This window comes from Baekduia sp. Peel2402 (assembly GCF_052567285.1).
This window is the reverse complement of record NZ_CP199582.1, coordinates 1,452,318-1,465,983: the sequence shown is the minus strand read 5'-3', so window position 1 is coordinate 1,465,983 and position 13,666 is coordinate 1,452,318. Positions and strand designations below refer to the sequence as shown.

Below are 13,666 nucleotides of genomic sequence, written 5' to 3'. Positions count from 1 at the left end.
TGGGGTACATCAGGGGGGTGCCTAGTTGTTGGCTAATCGGCGCGCGTGAGGTCCGGCACCGGCAGCGACGCGCAGCCCGTTCGGACGCAGCTCGTCCCGATCGTAGGCAGCTCGATCGCCGACGCGTGCCCGGGCTCGGTCAGCACGCTCACCTGGCCGCCGAGCCGCGCCAGCAGCGCGGGGAGCGGCGGGAGCTGGTGGGGAAAGTCCGCCGGGTCGACCACGACCTTCAACCGGTGCCCGGCCTTCAGGACCCAGTTGGTCGGGAAGATCTCGACGTCCAACGCGGTCGGCTCGCCGCGCTTGACCGGCAGCACCGAAGCTGCCGTGAACGGGTGCCACGGCTGGAGCACGTGGCCCTTGACGACGCGCGTGCGCTTGCTGTCCACCGCCCGGAACGACGCCGTCTGCCAGCCGGTCGTCATGCCCGTCGAGGTGCCGTCGGGCGCGACGTCGTCGACCCGGACGGTCACGGCGGCGTCGGACGCCGTCGTCGTGACCCAGAGCCGCGCGGCCATCGGGCCGGAGACGCGGAGGTCCTGCGCCAGCGGCGCGGTCAGGTACGAGGCGCCGCCCGAGAGCGTGTTCGGCCGGTCGTCGGTAAAGCACGGCAGCGGCTCGGCCAGGCCCGCCGTCCATTGGCCGGTGCTCATGGTGCACAACCCGCTGACCGGGTGCTGGACGAACGACTGCGCGGGCTCGCTGGTGCCGGGCGCCTCGCGCGTCAGCGTCTGGCCGCCGCGCAGGTACCAGGTCTGCGGGTCGAGCTTGGGGTTCGGCCAATCGGCTTGGGTCTCGTACTGCTCGTCGCCGTAGGTGTACTGGGTGACCTTGGGGATCGCGGCGATGTTGGTGTCGATGCCCTTCAGCCAGTGGTCGAACCAGCGCAGCTGCAGGTCGGTCAACGACGGCACGCCGTCGGCCGGCAGGCCTTGGCCGCTCGAGCCGCCGACGTGCGTCCACGGGCCGATCAGCAGCCGCGCGGGGACGCGGCTCTTCAGGCGCTCGTAGATCAGCGGCTCGCCGCGCTGGAAGATGTCGTGGAGGCCGCCGACGACGAACGTCGGCACGTTGATGTCGTCGATCACCTCGATCGGCGAGCGCGTCTTCCAGAACGGTCCGTCATAGGCGACCGAACCGCTGCCGGTGAGCGCTCCGGCGAGCGTCGGGACCGTGAAGTTCAGCGCGCCGCCGACGTGCTGGAGCAGGGTGATGGGGTCGGTGACCAACCCGCCGCCGGTGACCAACCCCAACCACAAAGGGATGAACGACAGGTTGATGTCGCCGCCCGAGAACACGATGTCGCGGTAGCCGTCGGCCAGCGGGACGACCGGGAAGATCGCCTTCAGGTGCGGCGGGCGCTGAGCAGCGGTGTAGAGCTGGGTCAACCCCATGTACGACGGTCCGTTCAACCCCACCTTGCCGTCGCTCCAGCTCTGCTGGGCCGCCCACTCGACCACGTCATAGCCATCGCGTTGCTCGTTGGGCCCGAACGAGTCCCACGACCCGGCCGAGTGCCCGGTGCCGCGGATGTCGACGGTGATCTGCACGTACCCGCGCTCGACGAGCGGATCGCTGCCGCCGCCGTTGAGCGCCGCGCCTGCGGTGTCCTTGCCGTATGGCGTCTGCGTCAGCAGGACCGGGAAGCGCCCGGGCGCGTCAGGCCGCGTGATGTTGGCCTTCAGCACGGTGCCGTCACGCACCGTGATCGGCACGTCGGTCTCGGTCACCGTCGCGTACTGCGCCTCGCGCGTGTACGGCGTCCACGTGCCGCCGTCGCCACCGCCAGGCGCCGCCGCCTGCGCGCCGGTCGGGACCATCGCCATCGCCGTGACCGCCAGCGCGGCCGCCTTCCGCCAAGATCGACCCATGGTTCCGGGAACGCGGAAGTTCCCCTGAACTTGCGGTTAGTCGTTGAGAAAACGCGGTGATGTATGGTCGCGCGCATGTTCGCTGTGCGCTGCTCTGTGTTGGGGATCCTCGCGACACTCACCGTCTTCGCGTTTGGCCTGCCCGCCGTGGCGCAGGCCGACGACCCGCCCGCGCCGGACGTCGTCACGCTCGCGGCGACCGATGTCACCGCGACGTCGGCGAACCTCCACGCCAAGGTCACCACCAACAACACCGCCACGACCGCGTACTTCGTCTACGGCACGTCGCCTGACCAGCTCACGTTCAAGACGCCTGCGGTGTCGCTCGGCGCCGGCCCGGGCGAGATCCCGCTCAACGCCACCCTGACCAGGCTCACGCCCGCCACCAAGTACTACGTGGTCGCGGTCGCCGAGAACGACGACTGGGTCGTCACCGGCGGCGGGGTGGAGCTCCAGACGCTCCAGGCCCCCGAGATCCTCGCCAGCAGCATCACGGACGTCACCCACAAGTCGGCGACGCTGCACCTCACCGTCGCGACGCACGGCCAGGCGACGACGATCAGCGGCATGTTCGGCAAGGGCTTACGTCTGGTGGGCCTGACGCGCGTGACGATCCCGATCCCCGGCGGAGGGGGGACGCCGTTCGGACCGATCGCCGTCGCCGACGGCGACGTCGCGATCCCGCTGACCGGGCTGGAGGCGAACGCCAACTACGGCTGGGCCGCCGAGGCCACGAGCGTCGCGGGCAGCGGCCGCAACGGCGGGACGTTCCGCTCGGCGGCGCTGTTCACCACGCCCAAGCCGCGGATCACGCCGGCGGCCGTCCCGTACGGCAGCCACGTCACGATCACCGGCACGATCCCCAAGCCCAACCAGGTTGTGACGCTGGCCGAGCAGGCCTTCCCGTTCACCGGGCCGATCGCGCCCCTGGACGGGGTGACGGCGACGACCGACGCGAGCGGCGCCTACGTGTTCGACCTCCGCGTCGAGCGGCCGGGCGCGTATGGGGTCGTGGCCGACGGTGCGCTGCCGCTCACCATCCGCAACCTCACGCGCGTGCGCGTGGGCGCGGTGGTGACCGTCAAGCTCCAGCGCGCGCGGCACCACCGCTTCTCGGTCTCCGGGCGCTACCAGCCCGGCGTCGAGGGCCGGGTGACGCTCTACCGCCGCGGCGCCGGCCGTGTCGGCGACTCGCGGTCGAGCACGAACGGCGCCTTCCGCTTCCCGGCGCGCGCGCTGCGACCGGGCAAGTACGAGGTCCGGGTCACGCCCGAGAACAGCGCCGGCTACGTGCCGGGCAAGAGCGTGGCGTTCACCGTGCCCCGCCGCTAGAGCCCGCCCGCACGGGCTCGCTACTGTCCGGGCCGCATGTCCGAGGATCATCAGGTCGACGAAGGCGCGGAGCGCTACAGCCCGGAGCGCTTGGCGCGGCGGCGGGCCGCGGTCTCGCAGTTGCGGCAGTGGGGCGATCCGGTCCTGCGCAGCGTCGCGTCGCCGGTGACGCGCTTTGACGGCGAGCTGGCCGATCTCGCTGGGCGGATGGGCGTGCTGATGGATGAGGCCATCGGCGTTGGGTTGGCCGGGCCGCAGGTCGGCGTGCTCAAGCGGCTGTTCGTCTACCGCTTCGCCGACGAGGAGGCGCTCGGCGTGCTCGCCAACCCGGAGGTCGTGCGGTCCGGCGAGGAGACGCAGACGCTCGAGGAGGGCTGCCTGTCGATCGACGGCATCCACGTGCCGGTTGAGCGGCCGGCGCTGGTCGAGGTCCGTGGCGTCGACCTCGACGGCCATCCGGTGACGGTCGTCGCCGAAGGCCCGAACGCGACGGTGCTCCAGCACGAGCTCGACCACCTTGACGGGGTCCTGATGCTCGACCGCACCGACAAGCCGTCGCGCCAGGCGGCGTTGCGCCAGCTGCGCGAGCTGGCGCGTTAGCGCGCCGCCGGCACTACCAAGCCTGGTCGGCGCCGCAGCTCGGGCAGGCGACCGAGGTGCTGACGGCGGCCTGGAACGCGACGCCGCACCCGCACGTGTAGAGCGCGGAGTCCTGCGGCGAGACGCACGCGCGGTGGCGGCGCTCGGCGGGGTGGTCGGCAGCCTCAGCGGCCGAGGCGGGCGCCGGGGCCGGCACGGTCGCAGGCCGCTCCACGATCGCGAACGGGCGGCGGTCGGAGCGGGGCCGGTTGACGGTCAGAGGTCGGACGCGCATGGGATGCCCGGGTGATCGTCGTCACTTAAACACGGCTTGAACGCCGTTGGACACCCGCTCTACCCAGCTTTGGGGCGTCCTTGGCGCGTCGTTCTACCTGCGAGGGTGCGATACTGCGACGCGATGGACCCCGCACGCAAGCGCCGCGCTCGACTCGTCGTGGCGCTCAGCGCGGCCGTGATCCTCGCGGTCGCGCTCGTCTACACCAGCTTCAGCGCCTCGTCAGAAGCGCGCTCGCCGAGCCAGCTGCTCGCGAGCGCCGATGCCGGCAAGAGCTACCAGCTCACCGGCAAGGTCGTCGACGGCTCGATCGAGAAGTCCGGGACGACCTACAAGTTCCGGATCCGCGACCGCGACGGCACCGCGTCGGTCCCGATCACCTACACCGGCTCGGTCGCCGACACGTTCCGCGCCGGTCGCGAGGTCATCGTGACGGTCAAGCCCGGCGGCGACGGCCAGTTCGTGGGCGAGAAGGACTCGCTGATCACGAAGTGCCCGTCGAAGTTCCAAGAGCAGCAGTCCAAGACCCAGAGCACCTAGGCCTGACCCATGGCTGATCTGGGTCGTGGTCTGACGTTCCTGGCGTTCGCCGTCGCGCTCTACGGCATCGGCGCCGCGCTGTACGGCGGGATCGGCGGACGCCGCGAGTGGGTCACCAGCGCGCGCCGCTCGGTCTACGCGCTCGGCGGCCTGACGACCGCCGCGTTCGTCGTCCTCGAGATCGCGTTCCTGCGCAACGACTTCTCCTTCGCCGTCGTCCAGTCGCACAGCTCGATCACCACGCCGTTCTTCTACAAGGCGGCCGCCGCGTGGTCCTCGCAGGAGGGCTCGCTGCTGCTGTGGCTGTGGCTGCTGGCGATCTGGTCCTCGCTGGTCATCTTCCTCACGCGCCACCGCATGCGCGATGTGCAGCCGTACGCAATCGCGACGCTGATGGGCTTCGCCGCGTTCTTCGGCGGCCTGCTGGTCTTCGCGGTCTCGCCGTTCGACACGCTGGCGGTCGCGCCGCAGGACGGCACGGGCCTGAACCCGCTGCTGCGCCACCCGTCGATGATGATCCACCCGCCGATGCTCTACAGCGGCTACACGCTGTGGGCGGTGCCGTTCGCATTCGCGGTCGGTGCGCTGGTCGTGCGGCGGGTCGACGCGGAGTGGATCGGCGCGACGCGCCGCTTCGCGCTCGGCGCCTGGTTCTTCCTCGGCGTCGGCATCCTGCTCGGCGCGCGCTGGTCCTACGCCGAGCTCGGCTGGGGCGGCTACTGGGCCTGGGACCCGGTCGAGAACGCGTCGCTGCTGCCGTGGCTGACGGGCACCGCGTTCCTGCACTCGATCATGGTGCAGGAGAAGCGCGGGATGTTGAAGACGTGGAACGCGTCGCTGATCCTCGCGACCGGCACGCTGGCGATCCTCGGCACGTTCCTGGTGCGCTCCGGGATCCTCGACTCGATCCACGCCTTCGGCGCATCCACGCTCGGGATCCCGTTCGTGATCCTGATCGGGCTGATGATCCTCGGTTCGGTCGTGCTGGTGGTGTCGCGACGCGACGTCCTGCGCTCCGAGCACAAGCTCGACTCGCTGCTCTCGCGCGAGGCGATGTTCCTGGCCAACAACCTGGTCTTGGTCGGCCTGGCGTTCGTCGTCTTCTGGGGCACGTTCTTCCCGCTGATCTCCGAGGCGCTGACGGGTAACAAGCAGTCGCTCGGCCCGCCTTGGTATGACAAGTACGTGGTGCCGCTGGCGCTCGCGCTGGTGCTGCTGAGCGGCATCGGCCCGGTGATCGCCTGGCGCCGCGCGACCCCGCGCAACGCGCGCCGGAACTTCACGTGGCCGATCGTCACCGGCGTGGTCACCGGGCTGGTGCTGATCCCGTTCGGCGTCGCCGGTCGGCCTTTGGCGCTGGCGATGTTCGTGTTCGCGGCGTTCGCGATCGGCACGATCGCCCAAGAGTTCGTCCGCGGCGTGCGCGCCCGGCGCGCGATGACCGGCGAGGCCGTGCCGGTCGCGTTCGTCACGCTGATCCGTCGCAACCGGCGCCGCTACGGCGGCTACGTCATCCACCTCGGGATGGCGGTGCTGTTCATCGGCGTCGCGGCGTCCAGCGCGTTCCAGCACGTCCACACGGTGGAGTTGAAGAAGGGCCAGGCGACCGACATCGGTCGCGGCTACACCGTGCGCTACGACGGCCCGGCGTCGCGGATCGACGTCAAGGACGACGGCGTCGAGCGGCTCGTCTTCGGCGCCAAGCTGACGGTGATCAAGGACAAGAAGGTCGTCGCGCGCCTCGCGCCGGAGCGCGGCTACTACCCGATCTCGGGCGGGGCGGCCGCCAACCCGATCGGCACCTACTTCGAGGGCGAGTCGACGTCCGAGATCGCGATGAAGGCCGGCCTGGGCCTCGACATCTGGACCGCGGTGACGCCGAACCTCGACCCGACGCTGAAAGAGGTCGCACGCGGCGACAAGCTCTTCGTCGCGGCGCAGGGCAAGATGGACCCGACCCAGTACGCGACCGGGGTGGGCCAAGCGGTCCGCGGTCTCACCGACCGCTACGCGGCGAGCGCGCCGCCGGCGACGTTCCGCCTGATCGTCTCGCCGATGGTCACGTGGATCTGGCTCGGCTCGCTGCTGGCGTTCCTCGGCGGGATCATCTGCATCTGGCCGACCGCGGACCTGGCGCACCGCCGGGCGACGGCCGGCTACGCGGCGAAGGTCGCGCGGGACCTCGGGCGCGCGTAGGCGCGACGGGGCGGAGCGGATGGACGTGGTGGCAGTCGTTCTCGTGCTGGCCGCGGCGATCGCCGCGGGCTGGGTGATCGCCGGCCCGCTGCGCGGCAGCAACGCCGAGGCCGAGGACGCGGCGCTGGCCGCGCGGCTGGAGGACCTGGAGGCCGCCAAGGAGTCGCGCTACCGCGAGATCCGCGAGGCCGAGATGGACTTCCGGACCGGCAAGCTGTCGGAGGCCGACTACAAGGCGATCGACCGCCAGCTACGCCAAGAGGCAATGGAGATCCTGCGCCGCCTGGATGCGCTCGGCGGCGTGACCGACTAGCCTTCAGCGCGCAATGCTCGAGACGCTTCTCTCCGTCGTGCAGGTCGCCATCTGCATCGTCCTGATCTTCTTGATCCTGATGCACTCCGGCAAGGACGCAGGCCTTTCCGGCGCGTTCGGCGTCGGCACGGGACAGGGCTCGCTGGGCGGCGGCTCGCTGGTCGAGCGCAACCTGAACCGCTGGACGGTCCTGTTCGCGCTGCTGTTCGCGCTGAACACGATCATCCTGTTGAAGATCAACTGACCCCCGGGCAGGTTCCGCCAACTTGGCGGATGTCAGGCAGAACGCCGGGGCCGTCGGCGGCCTGACGGGGCGGTGGTACGTTCGCGCCGGTCAGGAGGGTCAACCGGCACGGACGCCGTCGGGGTTCGGGGTGTCGTATGCGCGGTCGTTGGGTCGTGGTCGTTGGCGTCGTGGGCGCGCTGCTGGGCGCGCAAGGGGCGCAGGGGGCCGTCGGGCCGCCAGCCGCCGACGGGCCGGGCGCGCTGTCGCACTTCGGGCTCGCGCGCAAGGACTGCGTCGGGACGGCGCGCAACCGCGAGTCCAAGGTCTGGTTCACGGTCGCCAACGGCGTCCTGAGCGACGTCCACTTCCCGACCAACGACACCACCAACGTCGAGACCATGCAGTACGTGGTGACCGACGGGCGCACGTTCACCGACCTACAGACGCGGGACATGACCTACACGGTGCGCTCGCGCGACGCGCGCGTCCCGTCCTGCCGGGTGACCGCGACGGCGAAGTCCGGGCGCTACCGGATCGTGACCGACTACCTGACCGACCTGTCGCGTGACGCGGTCGTCACGCGGGCGCGGCTGGAGCCGCTGAAGCGGGGCGTCAAGGTGCGCGACCTGAAGCTGTACGTGCGTTTTGACCCGACGTTGAACGGCAACGGCGGCGGAGGCGACGGCAACGGCGGACCGGACGGCGGCGCCGTGCTGCGTCGCGACGGTCACGACCTGCTGATCGGCTCGGACCCGGTCACGCAGACCAACGCGCCCAACCGCGACTACGCGGTGCCGGTGTACGCCGCGCTGGACGCCGACCGGCCGTTCCGCGCGGTCTCCAACGGGTTCGCGGGCGCGGCGTCGGACGGGCTGACGCAGCTGGATGCCGCTCACCGGCTGACCGATCCGCACGCATCCACGAGCGCGCCCGGCAACCTCGTCCAGACCGCGCAGGTCGACCTCGGCCGCGACGGCGCGTTCACCCTCGCGCTCGGCTTCGGGACCTCGGCGGACGCCGCGGCGCGGACGACGCGCGGCTCGCTGCGGACCAACCCCTATGCCATGGCCGCCAAGTACGCGCTGGGATGGCTGCGCTACGACGCCGGGCTGCGACGGCCGGACCGCCCGCGCGGCGTCTCGCGCCGTGAGTGGGGCGCGATCCTCGACGAGTACTACATCTCGGCCAACTACGTGAAGATCGCCGAGGACAAGACGTTCCCGGGCGCGGTCGGCGCGGCGATGGCGTCGCCGTGGGGCCAGGCGGTCTCGGCGGGTGATCCCAACCAGACCTACTTCGGGTCTTACCGCGAGGTCTTCGCGCGCGACCTGTACCAGGCGTGGACCGCGCTGTGGCTGGCGGGAGACCGAGCGACCGCGCGCGACATGACGCGCTTTTTGTTCGAGCGCCAGCAGCTGCCCGACGGCTCGATGCCGCGCAACTCGCTGACCAACGGCAAGCTCGCGCCGGACTCGTTCGGCACGCAGCTAGACGAGTGCGCCTACCCGATCGTGATGGCGCTGGCGGTCGGGCTGACCGACGGGGCGTACTACCGCGACCACATCAAGCCGGCGGCGGACTTCGTGATCGCCCACGGTCCGGCGTACGGCAACGAGCGCTGGGAGGAGCAAGGCGGCTACTCGCCGTCGACGATCGCGGCGGAGGTCGTCGGGCTGGTCGCGGCGGGCGAGATCGCTGCGAAGAACGGTGACGTGACGGGCGCGCGGATCTACCGCGGCTACGCCGACGAGCTCCAACGCAATGTGAAGGCCTGGACGCTGACGACCAACGGGCCGCGGTCATCCGATCCGTACTTCATCCGGCTGTCGAAGACCGGGGACCCGAACGCGGCGATCTCCTACAACGTGGGCAACGGCGGGCCGACGCTCGACCAGCGCGACGTGATCGACGCCGGCTTCCTGGAGTACGTGCGGCTCGGGCTCCTGCCCGCGGACGACGCCGACGTCGTGCGGTCGCTCGCGGTGGTCGACGACGCGATCCGCGTGAGCACCGCGACCGGCGAGGGCTTCTACCGCTACAACGGCGACGGCTACGGCGACCGCTCCTCCAACGGGCGGCCATGGCCGCCGAGCAACCAAGGCAATGGCCATCTCTGGCCGGTCCTGGCCGGCGAGCGCGGGCAGTGGGAGCTCGCGCGCGGCGACGTCACGGGCGCGGTCTCGCGATTGGGCGCGATGATGGGGACGGCGAGCGGCGTCGGCCTCATCCCCGAGCAGGCGTGGGAGCTCCCGGACCTCGCGGCCTCGCCGTTCGGGACGGACCCGACGCAGGCGTCGATCGGCTTTGAGAACGGCAAGGCGGCGGGCAGCGCGAGCGCGCTGACGTGGTCGGCCGGGCAGTTCGTGCGGCTCACGCTCGACCTTGCGGCCGGGCGGCAGCTCGACACGCCGTCCTACGTGGCGTCGCGCTACGTCGCGCGGACCCAAGGCGAGACGCCGTTGACGGTGACCTCGCCTGACGACCGCTCGCCGGTGAGCGGTGGCGTCGTGACCGTGACCGGCACGACCGCGCCGGGCAATGCCATTGCCATCAGCGCGTCGAATGTCGACGACGACAACAAGACGACGCAGGCGTCTGGGGTGGCGGGTGACGACGGCGCGTTCAGCGTCGACGTCGCGGTGACCGGCGGCACGTCGGTGCTCAACGTCGTCGCGACGGCGCCCGATGGGGCGACCGGCCGCGAGCTGCGGACCGTCGTCTATGACTTCGTGCCGGGCACGCTGATCGCGTCCTTCGACGATCCCGACGGCGACGACCACGGGCCGGGGACGTTCGCCTACCCGACCGCGGGCGACTTCCACGACGGCGCCTATGACCTACAGCAGTTCCAGGTCTACGACGACGGCGACGACGTGGTCTTCCGAGCGCGCGTGCGGGACCTGACGCCGACGTTTGGCTCGGCGCTCGGCGCGCAGCTGCTCGACGTCTACGTGCACGACCCGGGCGCGGCCTCGACGTCCACCGGCTCCGCGTACGCGACGCGCAACTACACGATCGCGCCGAGCGGGGCGTGGAGCCGGCTGATCGAGGTCCAGGGCTTCGGCCAGCTGTTGCGCGACGCGAGCGGCGCGGCGGTCGGGACGGCGGCGATCAGCGCCAACGAGATCTCGAGGTACATCACGTTCAGCGTCCCCAAGGCCACGCTGGGCGGGACGCCGGCGGCGGGCTGGGGCTTCAGCGTCGTCCTGCACGGCCAGGACGGCTTCTCCCCCGACCAGGCGCGCGGCTTCCAGCCGGTGCCGCAGGACTACCAGTTCGGCGTCTGCGCGCCGGGCGGCAGCGCGCCGCTCTGCTCCGTGGATCCGGGGACCGTGCCCAAGGCGATGGACGTGCTGACGCCCGCGGGCGTCGACCAGGCCGACGAGCTCGATCCGCTCGCCGGCCCTGTGGAGATCGCGCCGGTGGTGATCGGCGGCTAGGCCTGGACTGGACTGCTCAGCCGGTGATGCGCAAGGATGTGCAGCGAAGAGCGGGGACGACCGCGCCGAGGGCGAACCGGCGGCCGTAGTACTCGGCCTCGGAGACGAGTTGGAGTTGCTCGGTGAGCGCCTCTGTGCGTTCGAGGAGCTCCAGGATCGAGTCGGTGATCCGCACGTCCTTGAGGGGCTTCGTGATCCGGCCGTCCTCGATCAGGAACGTGCCGTCGCGCGTGGTGCCGGTGATCAGCGTCTGGCGCGGGTGGACGACGTTGAGGTACCAGAACCGCGTGACGTAGATGCCGCGCGCGATGGGCGCGACGAGGGCGTCGAGGCTCTCGGCGTCGCCTGGGTGCAGGACCAGGTTCGTCGGGACCGGGCCGTACGGATCGCCGCCGGGAGCGATCGCGTGGCCGGTGGAGCGCGCGCCGTCGCCGGCGAACGTGGCCGACCGGGTGTCGTGGACGACGGCCTTGGCGACGCCGTCGTCGAGGAGCGTGATCGGACGCTTGGCGAGGCCTTCGAGGTCGAACGCGCGTGCCCACTGACGCGGGTGGCGCGGGTCGTCGCTCAGCGTCACCCCGCGCGCGGCGACGGTCTCGCCGAGCCGATCTGAGAGCGCGCCGCGGCCCTCGACGTGTGCGCGCCCGTTGAACGCCAGGCCCGCGAGCATGTCGAGGAGGCCTCCGACCGCGTCGTGGTCGAGGACGACGGGGTACTCGCCGGGCGGGAGCGTTACGGGCTCTTGCGGCGTGATCTTCGCCGCCGCGGCGCGGGCGATCGCTTCTGGGTCGAGGTCATTGGGTTGGGTCGCCGCCTGCGCGACGCGGCCGGTGCGTGCGCGGGCGTCGCGGTGCATGACCTTCATGTAGGCGTCGCTGACGGAGCCGGCGGTCGCCGTGCCGCGGGCGTTGGCGATGGCGGTCTCGACCGTGCCGGCGGTCCAGGCGCCGAAGGCTTCGAGGTCGTGGTCGCGCGCGACGTCGAAGGCGCCGCGGAGGGCGGCGCCGCCGCGCGCGGCCCAGGCGTCAGGATCGGCGTGACCGCCCGCCGCCGATTCGCCGCGTGCCGTCGCTTCCTCGGCCGGGCCCGGCAAGCCCGGGTGGTCGCCGGGGCCGCCCGCGGCGCGCGCGGCGGCCTCGGCGGCGGCGATCGCGCGGCGGGCGGCGTCGCGCAGTGCGTCGTCGTCGGTGCGGTTGGTGGTCGCGGCGCCCGCGTGGCCGTCGCGCAGCGCGAGGAGGTGGACGGTCGCGTCGTCGATCGCGGTCGCCTGGGTCGGCGCGGAGCGGGCGAAGCGCAGGAGCAGGGAGCGCTCGTGCTCGATGGTCGCCTGGGCGTCGTCGGCGCCGCGCAGGAAGCTCAGCGCGTGGGCGGCGAGGTCGAGGCCGCCGCTCACGACGCGACCCCGACCTGGACGTCGCGGAAGCGCGCGGGCGCCGTGCCGTGGCTGACGTGCATCACTTGCCCCGGCTCGCCCTTGCCGCAGTTGGTCAGGCCCCACAGCGCCCACTCGCTCGGGCCGCAGACGGCGTCCAAGGACCCCCAGAACTCCGGCGTGATCCCCGCGTAGGACGGGTTCCGGTACAGCTTGCCCAAGGCACCGTCCTTGATCTCGCGCGCGACCTCGGTCGCGAACTGGAACTGCCAGCGGCGGTCATCGATCGACCACGAGCGGTTGGACTCCAGGTACAGCGCGCCGTCCTCGGTGTCGGCGAGCAAGTCCTCCAACGTGCCCGCCTCGCCCGGCTCGACCGAGACGTTGGTCATCCGCACGATCGGCTGACGGGCGAAGCCCTCGGCGCGGGCGCAGCCGCCGGAGCGGTCCAGGCCGATCGCGGCCGCAGACTGGCGGTCGCTCAGCGTCGCGACCAGGCGTCCGCGCTCGATCAACGGCGTCCGCGTGCCCGGGACGCCCTCGTCGTCCCACCCGAAGGTGCCGAGCGCGCCGGGGGTGGTCGCGTCGGCGGTGACGTTCAGGTGCTCGGACCCGTAGGTCAGCCCGTGCATCAGGTCGGTCGCCGCGACCCAGCTCGTGCCGGCGTAGGACGCCTCGCCGAGCAGCATGCGGTCGAGCTCCAGCGCGTGGCCGATCGACTCGTGCAGCTGCAGCGCGAGCTGCTCGGCATGCAAGATGATGGTCTTGCGGCCTTCAGGGACGAGCGGCGCGGTGAGCAGCTCGACGGCCTCGGCGGCGATGCGCGGCGCGTGGTCGAGCAAGTTAAGGCCTAGCACGTGCTCCCATCCGGCCGCCGCGACGGTCCCGCCGTGCGAGCACGGGTAGGTGCGGATCTGCAGCTCGTCGCCGCCGACTGCGGTAGCGGCGATCCCGGCACCGCACTCCGTGAGCCGCTGCGTGACCGCGGTACCGTCGCTGGTCACCAGCGCCTTGGTCGTGCGCATCATCGCCGCGGAGGCGTCGGCGCGGACGATGCGCGCATCACCGCGCATCGCGGAGACGGCGGCGAACAGGTGCGACAGGCGCTCCTCGAGCGAGAGCGCGAACGGGTCGATCGCGCACGGCCCTTCCCAATGGCCTTGCTGGGGCGCCACCGGCGCGAGCGGCCGCGCGGCCGCTGCGGGTTGGGCGGCGGCGACCGCGAGCGCGCGCTTGAGCGCCTCCTGGGCGCCGCGCGCGCTGACCTCGCGCGTCGCCGCGAAGCCCCACGCGCCACCGACCAGGACCCGGACGCCGATGCCCTCGGACTCCGCAGCATCGGCGGCGTCGACCAAGTTGTCGTGGATCGCGAGGTGCTCCTCTGCGGTGTGGACGTGCCGCGCCTCGGCGTAGTCGCAGTGGTCGGCGGCGGCGTCGACGGTCGCCTGGAGGAGGTCGAGCATGCGCCGGAGCCTAGCCGCGCGCCAGACCCGGGCCCCTGG

The 13,666-nt window shown here is 71.8% G+C and carries 11 protein-coding genes; 7 read left to right on the top strand and 4 right to left on the bottom strand.

Translation table 11 applies throughout. The annotated features are described in order from the left end of the window. Positions 1-32: 32 nt before the first annotated feature. Positions 33-1,871, bottom strand: a complete 1,839-nt coding sequence (locus ACT01A_RS07235) for a CocE/NonD family hydrolase (RefSeq protein WP_445151571.1) — start codon at positions 1,869-1,871, stop codon at positions 33-35. Positions 1,872-1,946: 75 nt separating this feature from the next. On the opposite strand from ACT01A_RS07235, the gene ACT01A_RS07230 reads away from it, so the two are divergent. Together ACT01A_RS07230 and def are read left to right on the top strand one after the other, a co-directional pair. Continuing rightward, on the top strand, positions 1,947-3,203 hold the full coding sequence (locus ACT01A_RS07230; protein WP_445151570.1) for a hypothetical protein: 1,257 nt from the start codon (positions 1,947-1,949) through the stop codon (positions 3,201-3,203). A gap of 36 nt (positions 3,204-3,239) precedes the next feature. After that, complete coding sequence (def, locus tag ACT01A_RS07225; protein WP_445151569.1) at positions 3,240-3,803, top strand: peptide deformylase; 564 nt, start codon at positions 3,240-3,242, stop codon at positions 3,801-3,803. Between the two features lie 13 nt (positions 3,804-3,816). Here def and ACT01A_RS07220 read toward each other — a convergent pair whose 3' ends face one another. Further along, complete coding sequence (locus ACT01A_RS07220; protein WP_445151568.1) at positions 3,817-4,077, bottom strand: hypothetical protein; 261 nt, start codon at positions 4,075-4,077, stop codon at positions 3,817-3,819. 123 nt (positions 4,078-4,200) lie between these two features. Between ACT01A_RS07220 and ACT01A_RS07215 the strand changes: the two genes are divergently transcribed. From ACT01A_RS07215 to ACT01A_RS07195, 5 genes are all read left to right on the top strand, one after another. Then, positions 4,201-4,617, top strand: coding sequence for a cytochrome c maturation protein CcmE (locus tag ACT01A_RS07215; protein WP_445151567.1), 417 nt, complete (start codon positions 4,201-4,203; stop codon positions 4,615-4,617). Positions 4,618-4,626: 9 nt separating this feature from the next. Then, the gene (locus tag ACT01A_RS07210) at positions 4,627-6,813 is read left to right on the top strand and encodes a heme lyase CcmF/NrfE family subunit (protein WP_445151566.1); all 2,187 of its coding nucleotides are present in this window, start codon (positions 4,627-4,629) and stop codon (positions 6,811-6,813) included. 28 nt (positions 6,814-6,841) lie between these two features. Continuing rightward, positions 6,842-7,126: a hypothetical protein gene (locus tag ACT01A_RS07205; protein WP_445151565.1), complete on the top strand. Its 285-nt coding sequence runs from the start codon at positions 6,842-6,844 to the stop codon at positions 7,124-7,126. A 13-nt stretch (positions 7,127-7,139) separates the two neighbouring features. Beyond that, positions 7,140-7,370 (top strand): preprotein translocase subunit SecG, encoded by a 231-nt coding sequence (gene secG / locus ACT01A_RS07200; protein ID WP_445151564.1) that lies wholly within the window; start codon positions 7,140-7,142, stop codon positions 7,368-7,370. Between the two features lie 137 nt (positions 7,371-7,507). Continuing rightward, a complete protein-coding gene (locus ACT01A_RS07195) occupies positions 7,508-10,792 on the top strand; it encodes a glucodextranase DOMON-like domain-containing protein (protein ID WP_445151563.1) in 3,285 nt (1,094 codons plus the stop codon). A gap of 16 nt (positions 10,793-10,808) precedes the next feature. Here ACT01A_RS07195 and ACT01A_RS07190 read toward each other — a convergent pair whose 3' ends face one another. Beyond that, positions 10,809-12,185 (bottom strand): TldD/PmbA family protein, encoded by a 1,377-nt coding sequence (locus ACT01A_RS07190; protein ID WP_445151562.1) that lies wholly within the window; start codon positions 12,183-12,185, stop codon positions 10,809-10,811. Further along, positions 12,182-13,627, bottom strand: a complete 1,446-nt coding sequence (locus ACT01A_RS07185) for a TldD/PmbA family protein (RefSeq protein WP_445151561.1) — start codon at positions 13,625-13,627, stop codon at positions 12,182-12,184. The genes ACT01A_RS07190 and ACT01A_RS07185 overlap by 4 nt, the downstream gene beginning before the upstream one ends. Between the last annotated feature and the right edge of the window lie 39 nt (positions 13,628-13,666).